The organism is Paraburkholderia bryophila, from assembly GCF_013409255.1.
Lineage (GTDB): Bacteria > Pseudomonadota > Gammaproteobacteria > Burkholderiales > Burkholderiaceae > Paraburkholderia.
Map to the genome: position 1 here is coordinate 859,135 of NZ_JACCAS010000002.1, position 18,575 is coordinate 877,709.

Below are 18,575 nucleotides of genomic sequence, written 5' to 3' on the forward strand. Positions count from 1 at the left end.
TGAAAATTGCCTGTCAGCAACTCGATTGATATTCCTCGTCCCCGAGTGATGCTTCCACACCCAGAAAAAACTGGCGCTATCGCAAGCATTCACTACATCAGAAGCGACGACGTCTGGATCAAAGTGCGGAGCCCACCGCTTAGGGATACCGATCACACCTGTAATGTGGCCTTGTGCATCGCGTGTCGTGGGATCGCTCCAGTAGGGCGTGCTCGTATGCGTTATCCGAGGATCAGCATAGGCGCCGGTCGTATCGCTGAATCTACGAAACTGGCCATATTTTTCATATGCATCCGCCCATGTCAGTTGCAGTGCGCCTTGAACCGCCCCGGGAATCGTGGAGGCTGGTTGGTTTAAGTTAATGCGGGTTCGGCGACCGGTGTTTCAAGTTGCCGATAGTAGTTTGCCTCAGCTTCAGCAGGCGGGATGTAGCCGAGGGGTGCCATCAATCGATGATGATTGAACCAGGCCACGGACCTATCCGTGATTTTGTGGGCGAGGCATATCATGAAGGATGAAAATCATGGATATGCCGATCATGAAAAAGAAACGTACCGTCGCCTCCCAGGCAGCGGCCCGAGGGCCGCTGCCTGAGCTGCCTGAAGGTCTGCTTGATGAACTGGTGAAGGGTCCGATGACGCCTGTCCAGGTCCAGGACCTGATGCTGGCGTTCAACAAGGCCATCATCGAGCGCGCGATGGGCGCCGAGATGAACATGCATCTGGGCTACCCGCCGGGCCAGCCCAAGCCCGACGGCCAGGCCAACGAACGCAACGGCGCCAGCGGCAAGACGATCATCACCGAGCGCGGCCCCGTCAGGCTCGATCTGCCGCGCGATCGTGAGGGCAGTTTCGCGCCGATCCTGATTCCCAAACACGAGCGCCGTTTCACGGGCTTCGATGAGCGCATCATCGCCATGTACGCCCGCGGCATGAGCGTGCGCGAGATTCAGGCGTTTCTGGCTGAAAGCTATGGCACCGAGGTCTCACCCGACTTCATCAGCTCAGTCACTGACGAAGTGATGGCTGAAACGCTGGCCTGGCAAAACCGCCCGCTCGAGCCGATGTACCCGGTGGTGTTCTTCGACGCGCTACGCGTGAAGATCCGTGGCGACGGCGTGGTGAGCAACAAGGCCGTCTATCTGGCGCTGGGTATCCAGGCCGACGGCCAGCGCGACGTACTCGGCCTGTGGATTGAACAGACCGAGGGCGCGAAGTTCTGGCTCAAGGTGTTCAATGACCTCAAGACCCGCGGTTGCCAGGACATCCTGATCGCGGTGGTGGACGGTCTGAAAGGACTGGCCGAGGCGATCGGGACGGCGTACCCCCGCACAGCGGTGCAGACCTGCATCGTGCATCTGATCCGAAACAGTCTGGAGTACGCCAGCCACAAGGACCGCAAGGCGGTCGCCACGGCGCTGCGACCGATCTATGCAGCCGCGAGCGAACAGGCTGCACAGCAGGCCTTGCAGGACTTCACTGAAGGACCCTGGGGAACGAAGTATCCGACCATCGTGCAATCCTGGCAGCGTGCCTGGGAACACGTCACGCCGTTCTTCGTGTTTCCCCCGGAGATACGCCGGGTCGTTTACACAACAAACGCCATAGAGAGTCTGAACATGCAACTGCGCAAGATCATCAAGACCCGCGGACACTTCCCCAACGACGAGGCCGCCATCAAGCTGCTGTGGCTGGCGCTACGCAACGTGCTGGCAAAGTCCGTGAGAGCGGCATTCGACTGGAAAGCGGCGATGAACCAGTTTGCTATCCTGTTTGGCGAGCGCTTCACGCTCGCACGTGGCTAGAAATCTTTAAACCGCCTCGCACACAAAAATGCGGACAGGTTCCAGGCCACCCATTCCAGCGTTGCCAACTCGACGGACTCCCGTGTTTTCCAGTTGCGGCGATGAATCAGTTCGGCCTTGTACAAACCGTTGATTGTCTCGGCCAGTGCATTGTCGTAACTGTCGCCACGGCTACCAACCGAGGGCTCGATTTCTGCTTCGGCCAGTCGCTCGCTATAGCGAATGCTAACGTATTGCGAGCCTCTGTCGGAGTGATGTATCAACGTTCCATCGCCGCCTGGGCGCCGCGCACAAAGTGCCTGTTCAAGTGCATCCAGAACGAAGTCTGTAGTCATCGACGAACTGACGCGCCAACCGACGATCCGTCGGGCGAACACGTCGATCACGAAGGCCACGTAGAGCCAGCCCTGCCACGTCGATACATAGGTGAAATCAGAAACCCAGAGCTCGTTTGGCCGGTCCGCCCTGAACTGCCGGTTGACCCGATCCAGCGGGCGAGCGGCCGCCGCATCGGCAATCGTCGTGCGAGCACGTTTGCCTCGCATTACGCCACGCAAACCCAGTTGCTTCATCAGCCGTTCGACCGTGCAGCGAGCCACCGCGATATGCTCCCGGTTCATCTGCTTCCAGACTTTATCCGCTCCGTAGACACGCAGGTTGGCTTGCCAGACACGCTGGATCTCGGGCCGCAGGCGTTCATCGCGTATAGCGCGAGCGCAGCGGCGCGACGGATCGCGAAGCTGCGCAGCATGGCGCCGGTAGCCCGACGGGGCAATCCGCAAGACCTTGCAGATCGGCTCGACCCCGAAGGTGTCGCGATGCTGATCGATGAAGGCCTTCAGGACTTCAGGCGGCGGTCGAGCTCCGCCTGGGCGAAAAACGCGCTCGCCAGTTTCAGAATCTCGTTGGCGCGGCGCAGTTCCTTGACCTCGCGCTCCAGTGCTTTAAGACGTTCGCGTTCCGACGTGCTCACGCCCTCGCGCTCGCCACTATCGACTTCATCTCGTTTGACCCACCCCAGCAATGTCTGGCTCGTGCAGCCGATCTTCGGGGCGATGGATTCGATCGCTGCCCACTGTGACGGATACTCGCCCCGATGCTCTTGCACCATGCGCACTGCACGTTCCCGGACTTCAGCAGAAAATTTGTTCGACTTGTTCATGGCTCCATTCTCTCAAGAGTTGGAGCCTCCACCAAATCCGGGGCGGTTCACCTCGCCCGTAGAACGCGGCGTAGTATTGCGCCATAGGGATATTTGGATTTGCCGCACCTTGCCCATACTCGCGAAACGTCTTCCAACGGTCCGTTTCGATAACAGTTTGAGCAAAGAAGAGTCCTAACCGCTGCGACGTTGCGTTGAGAGAATATTTTCTCAGTGCGCGGTTTGGCGCATTCTTTCGAGGGCTGAGGCGGCCGCGCGCTTGCTCAGCGCTCACTGCCGCGCCAACTGGAGTTCGCAATGGGCCGGATTGCGTGAGTGCGTTGTGCGCAGGCATCATGTAAGTCAACTCGTCTTCGCTCAACCATCCGCATTTTCTAATGTGTCGTGCTGGCAGTCGACATCGCTTCCAGCACGCTTTCCGAATTCACCAGCTGCGAGGTCGCTTGCCGTGCATCCAGTGGCTGGCTGGTCGCCGGATAGGTGGCGACATACAAGCCCTGGCCTGCACGCACCGCGCCGTAAGCATCCGACTTCAGGTCAAAACCACTGCCCAGATAGCTGCCTCTGTTATTTCCCGGACGCGAAGCAAAGAACTTCCACGGTAGCATGGGGAAGACGCTCCGGTCAGCAACGACATGACGACCGAATGGCGTCGCCAGAGTGGCCTGGCTTCGATCCATACCGGTACTCCGGCTGGGTCGGAGTATCAATGTCGCGGTAAGAGCGGCATTTTTTTCGCATGTAGAGCTTGCCATCGATCTGTCATCGGCCTTGATACGTGGATCGACGACAACAACCGCTTCCATCAACATGAACATCTACTGGAGCAGCACACGGTCATACTATGAATACGGGTGAACGGCACCACCCTGAATGGATCCCTGCCAAACGACGACGACTTCAATGACGAGGTCGTAGAAAGTACAGGGCTTCAGTCGCGGCAGCATCGACATCTGCGTGCGCGATTCGATCTGGAATACGCCTACCGTATCCGCCCGGGAAATCATCTCGTATGTTGGCGTGTCTTCTGCGGGGATGTCCTGCATCTAGAATCGCTCGCCGCGTCGTTCTGAAACCACGCGCCAATCCAGAATCGCTCCAGCAGGGAAAATACGTCGGCTGCCAGATACGCTCGAACTTTCGTAAAACGGTCCGCTGCTGATGTCATGTCATGTCATGTCATGTCAGATCAAATTGCGGCTACAGATCCGCAACTTCGTAAGTTAGCCCAAGTCGTCGGGTACATTAAGATGATGTGAAAAGCGATTCGCAGCCGTCCTCTCGCACGACCTTTTGCTTACGCTTCAGATCCCATACGCCCGGATATGCTTCCGGCGTGCATCGCATGCTGCCGTCAGCGCTCACGTAGCGCCCGTCGGCAGAAATTCGACCAGGTCTCGAATCAAGGTAAGTGAATGACTCCTTGAGCACGCGCGACATGCTCTTCGTCGCGCTATACATTCCGGGAAGATCGGCGATGGGCTGCCGGCTTCCGAGCTTCGCAACCAGTGCAGTGTAGGTGAGTGGGCTGGAGCTCACGACGGCAACCGAGAGATACAGCCCTTTCGCGATATTCACATCTCTGACGGTGCCAGCTTTTTCAGGAATGCGCTCAATAGGCGCAACACCACCAGTGCAGTTGATCACGGATGCGACGCTCACATACTCGACATTGCCGAGAGTTACGATCGTCTTGTTCCAATTGAAAACGGGCGTCACATCCCTGACCTCTGTATCGACGCGACATTGCTTTTCAGTGTGATCCGCGCTGGTGAGAACGAGCATCCCAGTCGTCCGAACATACCGTACGGAATCCAGTGTCTGAGCCTGGGCCTGGACGGTGACGGCGACCAGAGCGGCGGCCCCCAGTTTATAGATTTTCAATTCAGGACCTTTAAGGCGACAAGTGTTGCATCGAAGCGTTCGGCATGACCAAGGGCAGCCCTGCCGTTGATCGCCTGTGTAACCAGAAGGGAGTACTTTCTCAATTCCTCCGTTTCTGCATTTGTAACGGGAATCCGTGGTGACCCATGGTCGATCGTCTCTTTGATGACCGGTTTTGCATAGGTGACGAAGAAGCCACCACTGTCGATGCAATTGTACGGATTTGCAATGATGCGATCGGGGTCGTCGATTGGCGCTGGCCGCTTCGTCATTTGGGAAGGATGGTGGTTTTTATAAGCGGAATCCGACCACCAGTTCGCATCGAAATCCGAGCGTTTTAGCCAGCCACGATAGACGTAGTAGTCGGCATAGTTTTCTCGACCAGTCAACTGTTTGAAGCCACGACCTCGAAACTTCTGTGCATCTACGTCACCTACGTTGCCGAGCATCCAGCTATAAGAGTGCGCGAAAGTAAAGCCAAGGCTATTGACCTTGTCAGTGCTAAAGTAGCTGTCAAATTCACCGGGCTCGCGACCGTACCAGTGTCCTCGCTGAGCTTCTGGCACTTCCGATTCCGGGTTCTTCGCCCCGTTCAGCATGCTCGCTTCTTGCATGGCGGTCAAACTGCCGGATTCCACCGCGCCCTGCCCGAAGAAGTGTGCTTGCCGAAGCGGCGTGGTGAAGACAAACTTTTGCATGATCTGATTGAGTGGCGTCCGATAGCGTTCTCGCAAATCCTCGGCTGTCGACGGATATATGCGCGCGAGCGTGCTCTTGTCGACCCACCCGCATTTGCGCATCCAGGTAATGAATTCAATCGGATGGAAATGCCAAAGCGTAGAAGGCAAACCGAGGGCGGCAGCATCCCACCACTGCAACGCAGATGCGTGAGCTTTGAACTGTGCGTATTGTTCTTGCGTCATGGCCGGACGCGCTGTGCTGTCCCCCCAGGTTCCATCTTGGAGAAGGAAGCCGTAGCGCTCGTCAAAAGGACCACTTTCCCATTCCGTCGGAAATTCACACACAAGACGCCGCAGCTTGGTGCGTATAGCTGGATCGCTGAGCCTTGAACGGGCCTCATCGTCGGTCACGTCGGTTGTGCTGCCCGAGCGAATTAGATCGAGGATGGTTTTTGCATCACACCGGCCGTCTTCAGTCGAATTGTTTCCTTGTGCACCATGTGCGACCCGTTGCCAGCCGAGGAACGACGGGAAATCTGCGTCAGAAAGTTTGACTATTGCTACATTATTTAAGTTGACGTAGCCGTTTTTTCCGTTGTCCCACGCGATGTACTTGTAGTTCCCTATATCCGATGGGTCAAGCGTATCTGGTCCGACAACTCTGCCGAAGCGCAATAGTTCGTAGGCGGCGCTTTCAGAGTTCGGTGCGATCTGCGTGCTCAATGCACTCATTGTGAATTCGTAGTGTGGGTCGGGTGAATTGACGTTGTCTATTACGCTTCCGTCGTCCCCGAAGCTCGAAGCGCAATAACCGCCTTTAACGAAGGCAATGCGTACGTTCAGTGTACGGTCAGTATTTCCGATGCGGGAGGGCGTCAGAGATGGTTCACTTTCACCAAACGGTTGCGCTGTGGTCGCGGCCGGATCTGCATGCTTGTGCGCACGGTGTGCTTGCGCAAGGACCCCTTGAATGCGCTTGTGCTCGGCTTGTTCGTGCTTTTTCTTGCGCTGCGCCCATGCATTATGAGCTTCGTAAGCTTGCTCAGGTGTGCGGTCAACTATCGTGGTGCCGGTCGGCAATACGAAGTGCATGTCGCCCCATAGGTCGGCATCACCCGAATTATCGGCCGCACGGAAGATTTTGTATGGTTGATCCTGACGTTTGATCAACGCATTGATACCAGTGAGATCCGTAAAAATCTCAAAATGTATCGCGGGCACACCACTAATTTCGCCTCCCGCCCCCAGAATTTCCTTACGGGAAAGTTGCATCCCGTTGTGAACCTTGACTTCCTTCAGGTGCATGGACACGGACCAGAAGATGACTTTGGTATCTTTACCTGTTTCAGCCACGTGCTTGATCACAACACAGCCGTTGTCGGTCCAGGCGTGGCCGCCGCCGTAGTTAAGCGGATCGTGCGGGTCGGTATTCTTTTTCGTCGCCGCGCGCACGAAGACCACAGTTCCGTCCGCTATCGCGCGAATAGGCTCCGCACCGTAGCTTAGGTGCACGCCCCCATGCCATCGGAGATGCGCGCTCAGCGGATATGCGCCGGAACCATACGCTGGGTCAGGGAACCAAGTGTCCGCATATTTGGCATCGCGAGCTGCATCGCCTACGTCGGCGTTCATTGATTGAATTGGATAACTTATGATCATTTTTCTGGCAGGTCTGGACGGGCCAATCAGGCATAGCGTTCACTGGGAGAAAACGAACTTCCCTGGTAACGTTGTGTCGCCCTTAGGAAGCTGCGGCATGGGCCATGATTGCGAAGTCGGCCCGTCGAACGAATGTTGTGCGCCGCGAATATCAATCTTTCCGGGTGCATGAATCTCGATGTTGCCGCCGCTGATACGGATGTACGCGCCCCCCGATGTCAGCAGCACGTCTTGCTGTGCCATTACGTTGACACTTTGCGTCGCTGAGACGAGTTTGACGCTCTTTTGTGCGGTGAGCTCGATGTTATCGTTGTGCGCCTGGATCTCCACCTTTCCTTTGGCTGCGAACAGTTTCATTCCAGCATTCTGGACGAAGAGGCTTAGCTTCTGCGTGACGCTCGTAATCAACGATTTGCCCGTTGCGATGTGGGTGCTCTGTCCGCTCACGAGGTTGGTCTGTGCGTCGCTGGCGATGTGCACGGACTGCTGCGTGGACATGGCGATACCGGAGGGGCTACCGAACAGCATGACGGGTTCCTTGAACCCATTCGCGTTCCCGGTCCCGCCGCCCGCCGTGTTACCCCCTGACGATGAGCCAGACACGCTGTTCTGTGTCGCGTCCGTGTATGACTTCAGCGAGTCATAGCCATCCTTGAGACTTTCTGCCTGATGCGTCGTGCTGGCGTTCGACATCGCTTCCAGCACGCTTTCCGAATTCACTAACTGCGAGGTCGCTTGCCGTGCATCCAGCGGCTGGCTGGTCGTCGGATAGGTGGTGACATACAAGCCCTGGCCCGCACGCACTGCACCGTAAGCGTCGGACTTCAGGTCAAAGCCACTCCCCAGATAGCTGCCTCGGTTGTTCCCGGCCTGATCAATCAGGTAACCCAGATGCAGATGTGCGTTCGTGCTCGTTGAAAAAAGCTGAACACGGTTCTGGCCCGTCGAGTCGTCCATCACCATCTGGTTGTAGCCGCTGCCCTGATATTCCTTGGACTTGTAGCCGGATAGCAGACCGTTGGAATGCCAGTGAGGTTGCGTTGCGCCGTTGTAAACCCGGCCCGTTACAAGAGGTCTATCGCAATCGCCGTCTACCCAGTTGATCAGCACTTCTTCGCCGATTCTCGGGACATGTACACCGCCATACTCACCACCGGTATCAGACATGGCGACACGAACCCAGCACGACGCTTTTTCGTCACCCTCGTTGAGGCGATCCCAGTGAAAACGCACCTTGATGCGATTCAGCGGATCGGTATAGACCTCCGCATTTGCAGGGCCGACGACAATCGCGGTCTGCAAATGCATCTTCGGTTTGTGATGGGTAAATGGGCTGCGAAACGGAACAATCTTGCGCTGAGCTTCGATCTCAACGAGAAAGAATCCTTCGCTGCCATCCGCATGCGCGACCTTCAGGCCGTGATGGTTAGCTTTCGCAGCAGCGAGCTCGCTCTTAAGGCTGTGCGGGAAATCGGTCGCCTGACTGGACACTGGCAGGTTGTTCTCGATGAACCAGGCGGTTTCGATAATCGCAAACTGGCGGTTTTGCTGGCTATCTGGCGCATGGCCGGGATGATCGTCAAGCTGAAACCAGTATCCCGCATCCGCACCCCGCACACCACCCGAGCCATAGAACCGTTTTGCCCGCGATTCCCATTCTTCCACGCGGATTTTTGACAGTGCGTCGCCCCGGTCCTGCGTCCCATAGGTGTAGGCTCCGGTGTATTCATACACCTCAGCCTGCTCAGGCAGATTCCCCTGCGTAGGAAGCGTTGGAATGCTTGTGCCCTTGGCAAAGGTGGGAGAAGCGGGTGCCTTGTAATCGAAGGTGCGGGTCGTGAGTGTCGTGCTTTGCAGTGTTCGCGTGCCCGACCACTGAACCAGCGCATCGGTTTCGCTGTTCGTGCCGGCGCGATAAAACTGAACTGTCTGCGGTGAAAGAGGCTGGAACGTGTCGAGGCTGTCCGTAACGATGAGCGTATGCGATTTGCCATCGCTCGCCTGCTCGAAGTAGCCGAATAGCCCCTCGTTTTCCATCAAACGGTGGACGAAATTCCAGTCGTCCTCGTATTGCATGCAGAACGACCGCGAGGGCAACGGCTTACTCAACGCAAAGCGAAATGCGCCTTGGGCTTGCGGATGCATGTTGAAGACATCGGTGAGGATTTCGTCGGCCGGCTTGTCCTGCCAGATTCGCGCATCTTTGCGAAAGCGCAGGAAGTGCATCCATGACGCATAGCCGATCTGATAACTCGTCAGCCCGCTGTCCGATCCAAGACGCCGTGCGGTATGTACGTAACCGTGATGAGGAAGATAGGACCTGTCCGTCTGTTGAACCCAAAGCGTCACGGGCTGGGCGATCAGCTTTTTGAGTTCAATCGTGTCGGAGGTGGGCACGACATCGGCCGTGAATTCAAAATGGCGGCCAATTCGTGAATGACCAACGATTCGCCGGGGTAGCAGGACATTACTACCCAAAGGGCTATCCAGTTTAAGCAGGCGGTCGCTTTGCACGAGCCCGCCGGTGAGTGCCCCGATTATGTCTTGCGCTCCCATACCGCCTCTATTCTGTTTCGATTGACTGAGCAACCGCGTCGCGTGCGATTTTACGAAAGTTCAGATGAATCGACTAGCTATTCAATGTCAGTAAGTGTGATGCGTTATGGATTTGTTGGCCAATCAATGCAGACGGCATATCTACAAATTCTGCCAAGCAACTCTCAGCATATTCTTTCGGTTTAGGTTCTTTTTGAACATTGGTTTGAGCGGACTTTCCGGCTCAACTGCCTGCCAATGAAATCCGGGCATGTATCGTTCTCCAACGACAAAGTCAGTCACATGCTCTGATCCGAGCTTCTGCTTGGGAGGCACCTACCGCCCGCGCCCGCCACTTAGATGGCGTATCAAGTGGCGCGGGTCGTGCTGAAGGAATTGCCGGATGTCTTCTCTGCGGGTTGCGCTGTCAACAGCGCTTCTAAGAGCTCTAACATCGGCATCGACCACCCGGTCCAACCAGACAAAATAATCACGAAGCGGATCGGTGGCCCGCATCTACCTGATAACTTCAGTAACGCTTCGGATTTTCATGTAGCACCTAAAACCCCGATCTTCGCCTGTTGTTCAAAGTACCGAATGCGCAGGCGTTCTGTGGCGCCGATTGAAGAAACCGGTGTGTCTGCCGTTAATACGATAGCTAGGGACAACCGTCGACGAGACCATGATCATTCCAGAAACCGTTCAGCATATTTTTTCATTTATCGCGACCTTAATCGCACCCGCAATACTTGGAGCGCTTCAAAGTCGCCTCAAAGAACGGACGAAGTCGAGGAACGTGGAGCAGGGCCGCCTTGATCAATTGAGTGCATTCTTGGCCTTTGACGTGGTAAAGCGTGATCGACTGATTGTTGAGCAACAATTTCGAACCACATTCGGCGCACTCTACGAGTATAGCGAGATACTTTGCATACTGGATGGACGATCACCGCTGAAAGCTTTGACGTTAATGCGAACCGTGCGCCACTTGGTGGAATTTGATCAATCAAGTCGTAAATTCAAGTTCACGCAGTCCTTTGCAACCTCTCAACAAAGGTCTCGCAGGAGATGGGGGGGTTTCTTCGCATATGCCATGTCGGTATATGCCGCTTTGGGCCCATGGTATTTCGCCGAGCAGCCTCCGGTACCGTGGACCGTAGTTTTCGCGCTTGCCTTGTCGACCGCGTTCTTCCTTGCTATTGCATGGGCGGCCCTAGACCTCGCTACAGACATCCGAGCCGCCGAGCGATTCATCGCTGCGATCGAGCCGTTTTCGAATATCAGGACGGCGATTGATGTGATCGCGCAGTCGGGACCATCGACCACCGTTAATATTTCAATCGTCCGGTAACCGAAGATTACCCTGAACAGGATCTTCCGCGATCTAAGGCAAGCGGTTACCTTGGACTCGGCAGACTTAAGCCTCATTTCACAAAGATTCCGACCACTTCAGGCACTGAGGACAGACGATTGGGCACGTATAAGTCAACGCTTCCTACGCACATACCCGTGAGCGTCCGACGCGTCCAATGCAATGCAAGAACCTATCAGGCCAGCGGTCTATTGGCTTGCAATTTGCGCCGTCTACACTTTACAGCCTGCCTTGACAAAGCTTTAGCCCAGCCAAATATTCAGGAGTTAGGTGACGGATGGACTTGAGAACAGGCAGTTGACAGCGGCAAAGTGGTTCTGCCGAACATGATCAATCAGACATGGACGACCCCGTCGGAAAAGCTCTCGGCCGTCTATTGGCAAAATGATATGCAAAAATCGAAACGCTGGAAGATGCTATTAGGCGGCCTCGCCTTGATGGCAGCTTTAACCTACGGATACCAGAGCATGACGAGCGGTTGGGAAACGATTGCGACATCTTTTGCGAAAGGCGATAGGCCCTACGGTGGTGGGGAGTTCCGTATTCGTGGGAGTCAGGTGATCAGTCTAAAGCTTGCTGACCCACAAATTACGTTTAAGCCGGCGAGTGAATCGAAAGATCCTGATGTAGCGGAGCCAACCGAAGCATGGATGAACGACTCCGGTGAGCGCATAAACCGGTCGACCGTGAACTTCTTGCAGGGGACTATCGACGCCGGGGTAAAACGTACATTCCAGCAACTAGGTCAGGATGCCGCCTGGTGGTATTCGAAAGACTGGCGCACGGTATATGTCAGTACAGGATGGATGGACTACAAATCGCCCAATTCATCGGACGGACTAACACCGCAAATTTCCAAACTCTGGCGTTCAAGCGATGGCGGCCAGAACTGGGTGCAATTGAACTGGCAGGAAGACCACAACATCGGACAGTTGCTGTTCCTTGACCCGCAGCGCGGTTACGCAATCGGATGGGGACCTCACGTATGGCGCACGGCCGATGGCGGGCAGTCGTGGCAAGAAATTAAGGTGCCGCCTCTCGCAAACATCGGCAAGCCCCGCAAAACGTTTGACGCGGTGAACCTTGGGCCGGACGGCTTGCTACACGTTGCCTACTACGTGGACAAGCTCGGTGAAATCCAGACTTCAAGTCTTGTCTATCGGCTGGCCTGGAACCAGCAGGATTTCGAGCCCGAGGCCGTGTTGCCCCAGCAAACCGTCGTCGATCTGCAATCATCACCGGATTCGGCCGGCAGCTATTCGCTCTACGCACTATCGCGTCTTGGTGCTCCGCGTAACTGGGACGATCCTGCGGACAAAGGGCATCGCATCGGCGCTGTTTCAACCTGGAAGAACGCTCCGAGACCGGAGGTTCAGCAATTACATACTTTCGACGACAAGTTGATGCTCGATGGCCTTAGCGTCGGCAAGCAAGGCGTTCTGCTTGTCTATGTCACAGATGCATCGGGCGATGGCGCACCACGTGATCTCACCTTTATCAGCAGCGATTCTGGGCAGGCTTGGAAGCAGTTAGACGAGGGAGCCGCTCAGGGAGACTACTTCGACCCCGAGACCAATACGCAATATGCGCTGTTCGCTTATACGCTGAAAAAACGCAAACTCTAGTCGTTTCGCTTTATGGAAATTGGCGTATCAGCGGGCTCAGCGATACGCCGTTTATCTGGCTCAGACGTAAAGAAAGGGCTTTGTACTGTTGCCCCGGCAGAAGCCCAGGCAAAAGCCCACTCAGAAAATCAGCGACACCGCCACGGCCAGCCAGATCGAGCCGACGCCGGCAAGAAACAGATGCCGGGCGATGCGCATGTGGGTGTCGTTGGTTTCCGATTGGGCCGGGTTCGTTGCCAACCACGGCACGAGCCCGAGGCAGCCGAAACCGATCAGCGCGATCACGACGACCATCACGTCGCCGAAATGCCATTTGGTCGGCTCGTACATGCCCCAGTAGCCGAGAAAGACAATGCCGATCGAAAAGATCGTGGCCGACGCGCTACTGAGCGCGGCCACGGATCCGGTTGGACTCGGCATGCTTCACCTCCGATCGTTGGCTGTTACGGCATGCCTTGCCTGTCCTGCTTCCCGCTAGCTGCTTCCCGCTAGCTGGTTCCTGCTAGCTGGTTCCTGCTAGCTGGTGTCCTGCTAGCTGGTGTCCTGCTAGCTGGTGTCCTGCTAGCTGGTGTCCTGCTAGCTGGTGTCCTGCTAGCTGGTGTCCTGCTAGCTAGTGCGATCCATCAGGACGTGCGGGCCTGCCTCGCTTCATACGTCTTCAGATGACTATAGGCGATCCGCAGCAACGACAAGCCGTGCTCGCCCTTCTGCGCGTCGCCGCCGCGCGAGATCAGGTCGCCGAGAATATGATCCGCCTCGGTATGCGAGTGGTTTTCCACGTCGCGGAGCATCGACGCGGTGAGCGGCGACGGCGTGAACAGCGTCTGCGTGGCGCGGGTGTCGAAGTCCGGGCCCATCGTGAAGCCCTTGTTCTCGGCCACCGCCCGGCACTCGCCGAGCAGATTCTCGATCACGCGTTTGCCGTCCGGCGCAGCCAGAATATCGCCGACGGAACCGCGCATCAAGCACGTACTGGCCGCCAATGTGGCCAGGAACACCCACTTCTCCCACATGCGCAGCAGAATGTTGTCGCTGACGGTGACGTCGAAATTCGCGCCGGCCATCGCATCCGCGATAGCCTGGACCCGCTCCGACTTGCCGCCCGCCAGTTCGCCGAACGTGATCGCGTGCATTTCGTTCAGATGCACGATGTGCTGCTCGGCGTTCAACGTCGCGGCGATCACGCACTGGCCGCCCAATACGCGCTCCGCGCCGAACTTTTCGGTCAGCACGTCGATATGGCGCATGCCGTTGAGCATCGGCAGAATAAGCGTCGATTCGCCGACGAACGGCGCGAACGAGTCGATCGCGTCGTCGAGGCTGTAGGCCTTGCAACTGAGCAGCACCAGATCGAACGGTTCGGCGCCGACACCGGCGAGGATCGTCTTGATGTCGGGCAGCGTGAGATCGCCGCGCGCGCTGCTGATCACGAGCCCGTCGCGCTGAAGCTTTTCCGCGCGGCCCGCACGAACGAGGAAGGTCACGTCCTGGCCCGCCGCCGCGAGACGCCCGCCGAAGTAACCGCCCACCGCGCCCGCCCCTACTACTAGAATTCGCATCTTTGGCCTCTTGATAGATTTCGGTCGCGCGGCGTTGGGCTTCCGGGTGATAGACCTGAGACACCAGGGAGCCGCTGACGCAGTGCGTGGGGAGAATGTAGCAAAGATTGACCGTCGGCATCGGCCACGATTGCCGGCGTGGCGTGCTGCAATGCACCGATTGTTCAGGTCAGATCAATCGGTGCCTCCGGCCCGTCGCACCATCACGCTCAGAGCGTGCCGAGAATCGTCTTCTCGTAGAGCGCCAGCATGCCGCCGACGTCCACGTCGACGCACACTTTGCACGCCGGGCGGCTATCCCAGTCCGGCGCGGGCACCGGCATCGTCACCGGCTTCTGGATCGTCTGACCGACCGCGATGCCTTCGGTCAGCACGCGCACCGGACCGCTGCGGGTCGTATAAAGATGCGGCGCCAGCACATAAGCCACCGCCGACGAGTCATGCACGTAAATGCCCGCGAGCTGCGCGCTCTCTTCGTGAAACGCCTCGTAATGCCGCGACACGTCCCACACGAATTGCCCCGCCGCGCCGCCGCGTTCGCGCAACGACGCCAGATAGTCGCGGCTCATGATGGTGCGCTGCGTAACGTCGAGACCGACGATCGCCACCGGCCACGCCGCGCCGAACACGAGATCGGCCGCATCCGGATCGCCGAGAATGTTGGCCTCCGCCGCGGGCGTCACGTTGCCGAGCACGCCGTCCGTGCCGAACGCGCCGCCCATGATCACCACCTGTTTGACGAGCGTGGCGATTTGCGGATCGTCGGCGAGCGCCAGCGCGAGATTCGTGAGCGGACCCACGGCGACCAGGGTGACTTCACCGGGATGCGCACGCACCGTGTCGATGATGAAGCGGTGTGCCGGACGCTCGTCGAGCGTCGCGGCGTCGCTCATGTCGAGCGCGATGTTGCCGAGACCGTTGTCGCCATGAATCCACGCCAGCGGGTCCGGCGCGATGCGTTTGAGCGGCGCGGCCGCACCCTGCGCGACCGGTACGCCAGGCGCGAAGCGACCGGCGAGGAAACGCGCATTGCGCGTGGTCGTCTGAATCGTCGCGTTGCCGAACACGCTCGTCAGACCGAGCAGTTCGATCTCCGGATGCCGCGCCTGAAACACCAGCGCCATTGCGTCGTCCACACCGGGGTCAGTGTCGTAGATGACCTTGTGCTGGCTCATAGGTAAAACGCGTCCGGCAGTTGTTCACGCGCGGTGGTGTCGCGGGTCGCGCCGTGCAGATTGCCGAGGCGAATCGGCAGGTCCGGCCCGCCGAGTTCGATGATCACCTGGCGGCACGCGCCGCACGGCGCGATCGGGCCTTCGGTGTCGCCGATCACGGCGAGCGCGGCGAACTGGTCGCGCTGATAACCCGCGGCAATCGCGCTGAAAAACGCCGTGCGTTCCGCGCAATTACACAAACCGTACGACGCGTTCTCGACGTTGCAGCCGTCGAATACCTGGCCGTCTTGAGTCAGCAGCGCAGCGCCGACCTTGAATTTCGAATACGGCGCATAGGCCTTTTCTCGCGCGACGCCCGCGCGTTCCAGCAGTTGTTCCATCTTCATACAGCGATCCTCGATTCAATGCAGCGTAATGAACATGCCGGCAATCGTGGCGCTCAGCAGATTCGAGAGCGTCCCGGCCAGCACGACACGCAAGCCGTAGCGCGCGACTTCGGCGCGGCGTTCCGGCGCGACGGCGCTAAAGCCGCCCGTCAGTACCGCGATCGATGAAAAATTCGCGAAGCCGCACAACGCAAACGACAGGATTGCAATGGTACGCGGATCGAGCGCCTGCAGGCCAGCCGCGCTCACGCTGGCGGCGTCTTTCAGATACGGCGACAGCGACGCGTAAGCGACGAACTCGTTGAGAATCACCTTCTGGCCGAGGAAATTACCGGCGATCGTCGCCTCGCTCCACGGCACGCCGATCAGATACGCGAGCGGCGCGAACAGCATGCCGAGCACCGATTGCATCGACAGGTCCGGATGGCCGAACCAGCCGCCAATGCCACCCACGATCCCGTTGAGCAACGCGATCAGACTGACGAACGCGATCAGCATGGCGCCGACCATCACCGCGATTTTCAGGCCCACGGTCGCGCCGGAACTGACGGCTTCGATCACATTGGTGGGCCGCTTTTCGTCGAAGTTGAGATGCTGCAATTGCACGCGGCTCGGCTCGGTGCTCGGGCAAATGATCTTCGCGAACAGCAGCCCGCCGGGCACCGCCATGAACGACGCCGCGAGCAGGTAGTCGACCCGTACGCCGAGCCCCGCGTAGCCCGCCAGCACCGAGCCCGCCACGGCCGCCATGCCGCTCGACATCACAGCGAACAGTTCGGCGCCGGTCATGTCGCGCGCGAACGGTTTGACGACGGCGGGCATTTCGCTTTGACCGAGAAAGATCGTGGTGACAGCCGAAAACGATTCGAGCTTCGACACGCCCAGCAGTTTCTGAAACACCGTGCCGAGCACGATCACGATCCAGCGCATCACGCCGAGGTAGTACAGCACGGAGATCAACGCGGTGACGAAGATGATGGCCGGCAGCACGCGCACGGCGAACACGAAACCGCCGTCGCCGAAGACCTGGAACATCTTGGGCTGCACGAGGCCGCCGAACAGGAACTCGATGCCCGCGTTGCCGTAGGCCAGCACGTGATTGACACCGGTTGCGGCTGCGTCGAGGATCGATTTGCCGAATGGCACGAACAGAATGAAAGCGCCGATACCGATTTGCGTGAGCAGTGCGGCGACGACAGTACGTAAGCGAATGGCGCGCCGGTTGGCGGAGAAGATATAGGCGATCAACAACAGGACGGCAATACCGAGGAGGTTTCGGACGATCAGGGCCATGTCTCGTGACGTTCTTGTGAAAGTGGCACAGATGCTAAACGAAACTGACGCTGGAGGAAAAAGATTCGGTTAGGGGTGGCGTTCGGGTGCTGAAGGATTCAGCGCAGGGCATGCGTGGTGCATTTTTTGTGTGGAAGTATGGGGTTGCTGCAGCGCGTTAATGTGCGATTGACGTTAACGCGCTGCAGCGATTTTCAGGTGCTACAGCTCTGACTAACCCACCGCTCAGAGCATTTCCAACGCCAACGCGATCCCCTGCCCGCCGCCGATGCACAGCGTCACGATCCCGCGCTTCAGACCGTCGCGTCGCATCGAATGGATCAGTCGTGTCGTCAGTACCGCGCCGGTCGCGCCGATCGGATGGCCGTGCGCGATCGCGCCGCCCTGCACGTTGATCAGCTCATCCGCGATGCCAAGCCGGCGCGCGACCGCGATCGGCACGGCCGCAAACGCTTCGTTGATTTCAAAGCGCTCGACGTCATGCAGTTGCCAACCGGCGCGCGCCAAAGCCATCTGCACGGCAGGCACGGGACCGAGACCGAACAGGCCCGGCTCCACCGCCGCAACGCCGAACGCTACCAGACGCGCGGCCGGTTCGATCCCGCGCGCTTCGGCGAAACCGCGCTCGGCCACCAGCATCGCGGCCGCGCCGCTGTTCAGGCCAGGCGCGTTGCCTGCCGTGATCGTGCCGTCGGGACGGAAAGCCGGCCGTAGTTTGGCCAGCGTTTCCAAGGTGGTATCGGGGCGCGGTTGTTCGTCGCGTGTGAAGGGTTGCGGACCCTTGCGGCCCGGCACTTGTACGGCGATCAGTTCGGCGTCGAAGTCGCCGTTCTCTTGCGCCTCGACGAATCGCTGCTGCGAACGTGCGGCCCAGCGGTCCTGGCTTTCACGCGTCATGTCGAATTGCGCGACGAGGTCTTCCGTATGCCAGCCCGAATGCTCGCCGGAAAACGCATCGTTCAGGCCATCGCGCAGCAGACTGTCGTGAACCTGCGCGTTGCCCATGCGGCTGCCCCAGCGGCCGCTGTCGAGCAGATACGGCGCGCGGTCCATGTTCTCCATGCCGCCCGCCACGGCGGCATCGCCGAAACCGAGCCAGATTTCCTGCGCCGCCGACACGATCGCCTGCGCACCCGACCCGCACACGCGATTCACCGTCAGCGCCGGCACGGCCACCGGCACGCCGCCGCCAATCGACGCCTGGCGCGCGGGATTCATCTTGTTGCCCGCCTGAATCACATTGCCCATCACCACCGACGCCAACGTCGCCGCATCGAGACCGCTGCGCCGCAGCGTCTCGCGCACGGCTAGCGCGCCGAGTTCGGTGGCGGGCACCTCTTTCAGCGATCCGCCGAAAGCGCCGATCGGCGTTCTGACCGGATTGCAGATCACGACTTCTCGTGGGTTCGTCATTGCTTCTCTCCAGTTGGCTTACGTTTGCAGT

13 protein-coding genes, 2 pseudogenes and 1 other annotated feature are annotated in these 18,575 nt (G+C 58.4%); of the genes and pseudogenes, 3 read left to right on the forward strand and 12 right to left on the reverse strand.

The window, feature by feature from the left end:
- Positions 1 to 529: 529 nt before the first annotated feature.
- Positions 530 to 1,804 (forward strand): IS256 family transposase, encoded by a 1,275-nt coding sequence (locus GGD40_RS25180; protein WP_373565319.1) that lies wholly within the window; start codon positions 530 to 532, stop codon positions 1,802 to 1,804.
- On the opposite strand, the gene GGD40_RS25185 is transcribed toward GGD40_RS25180, so the two are convergent.
- The 6 genes and pseudogenes from GGD40_RS25185 to GGD40_RS25210 form a co-directional block, all read right to left on the reverse strand.
- Positions 1,801 to 2,966 (reverse strand): IS3 family transposase gene (locus tag GGD40_RS25185; RefSeq protein ID WP_179745471.1). Its coding sequence is split into 2 segments (ribosomal slippage): positions 1,801 to 2,678 and positions 2,678 to 2,966, totalling 1,167 coding nucleotides; the frame shifts between segments, so codons are not numbered across the junction. The genes GGD40_RS25180 and GGD40_RS25185 overlap by 4 nt on opposite strands.
- Positions 2,572 to 2,688, reverse strand: a sequence feature (AL1L pseudoknot). It overlaps the preceding gene by 117 nt.
- 377 nt (positions 2,967 to 3,343) lie before the next feature.
- Positions 3,344 to 3,541, reverse strand: a pseudogene (locus GGD40_RS37030) (type VI secretion system Vgr family protein); the annotation flags it as partial.
- A gap of 273 nt (positions 3,542 to 3,814) precedes the next feature.
- Positions 3,815 to 4,003, reverse strand: a pseudogene (locus GGD40_RS25195) (hypothetical protein); the annotation flags it as partial.
- A 208-nt stretch (positions 4,004 to 4,211) separates the two neighbouring features.
- Complete coding sequence (locus GGD40_RS25200; protein WP_179745473.1) at positions 4,212 to 4,850, reverse strand: hypothetical protein; 639 nt, start codon at positions 4,848 to 4,850, stop codon at positions 4,212 to 4,214.
- The gene (locus tag GGD40_RS25205; protein ID WP_179745474.1) at positions 4,847 to 7,162 is read right to left on the reverse strand and encodes a M23 family metallopeptidase; all 2,316 of its coding nucleotides are present in this window, start codon (positions 7,160 to 7,162) and stop codon (positions 4,847 to 4,849) included. Before GGD40_RS25205 ends, GGD40_RS25200 begins: the two co-directional genes overlap by 4 nt.
- Before the next feature lie 66 nt (positions 7,163 to 7,228).
- Complete coding sequence (locus GGD40_RS25210; protein ID WP_179745475.1) at positions 7,229 to 9,745, reverse strand: type VI secretion system Vgr family protein; 2,517 nt, start codon at positions 9,743 to 9,745, stop codon at positions 7,229 to 7,231.
- Between the two features lie 661 nt (positions 9,746 to 10,406).
- On the opposite strand from GGD40_RS25210, the gene GGD40_RS25215 reads away from it, so the two are divergent.
- Positions 10,407 to 11,072 carry a hypothetical protein gene (locus tag GGD40_RS25215; protein ID WP_179745476.1) on the forward strand — a complete coding sequence of 222 codons (666 nt, stop codon included), beginning with the start codon at positions 10,407 to 10,409 and terminating at the stop codon, positions 11,070 to 11,072.
- A gap of 488 nt (positions 11,073 to 11,560) precedes the next feature.
- Complete coding sequence (locus GGD40_RS25220) at positions 11,561 to 12,718, forward strand: glycosyl hydrolase (RefSeq protein WP_179747043.1); 1,158 nt, start codon at positions 11,561 to 11,563, stop codon at positions 12,716 to 12,718.
- Positions 12,719 to 12,838: 120 nt separating this feature from the next.
- Here the strand turns inward: GGD40_RS25220 and GGD40_RS25225 are convergent, their stop codons facing one another.
- From GGD40_RS25225 to GGD40_RS25250, 6 genes are all read right to left on the reverse strand, one after another.
- Positions 12,839 to 13,138, reverse strand: coding sequence for a hypothetical protein (locus GGD40_RS25225; RefSeq protein ID WP_179745477.1), 300 nt, complete (start codon positions 13,136 to 13,138; stop codon positions 12,839 to 12,841).
- Between the two features lie 203 nt (positions 13,139 to 13,341).
- Positions 13,342 to 14,277, reverse strand: a complete 936-nt coding sequence (gene panE, locus GGD40_RS25230) for a 2-dehydropantoate 2-reductase (protein WP_179745478.1) — start codon at positions 14,275 to 14,277, stop codon at positions 13,342 to 13,344.
- Positions 14,278 to 14,486: 209 nt separating this feature from the next.
- Positions 14,487 to 15,452, reverse strand: coding sequence for a nucleoside hydrolase (locus GGD40_RS25235; RefSeq protein WP_179745479.1), 966 nt, complete (start codon positions 15,450 to 15,452; stop codon positions 14,487 to 14,489).
- A complete protein-coding gene (locus GGD40_RS25240) occupies positions 15,449 to 15,838 on the reverse strand; it encodes a cytidine deaminase (RefSeq protein ID WP_179745480.1) in 390 nt (129 codons plus the stop codon). The genes GGD40_RS25235 and GGD40_RS25240 overlap by 4 nt, the downstream gene beginning before the upstream one ends.
- Before the next feature lie 15 nt (positions 15,839 to 15,853).
- Complete coding sequence (locus GGD40_RS25245; RefSeq protein WP_035559252.1) at positions 15,854 to 17,131, reverse strand: NupC/NupG family nucleoside CNT transporter; 1,278 nt, start codon at positions 17,129 to 17,131, stop codon at positions 15,854 to 15,856.
- A gap of 225 nt (positions 17,132 to 17,356) precedes the next feature.
- Complete coding sequence (locus GGD40_RS25250; RefSeq protein ID WP_179712061.1) at positions 17,357 to 18,544, reverse strand: thiolase family protein; 1,188 nt, start codon at positions 18,542 to 18,544, stop codon at positions 17,357 to 17,359.
- Between the last annotated feature and the right edge of the window lie 31 nt (positions 18,545 to 18,575).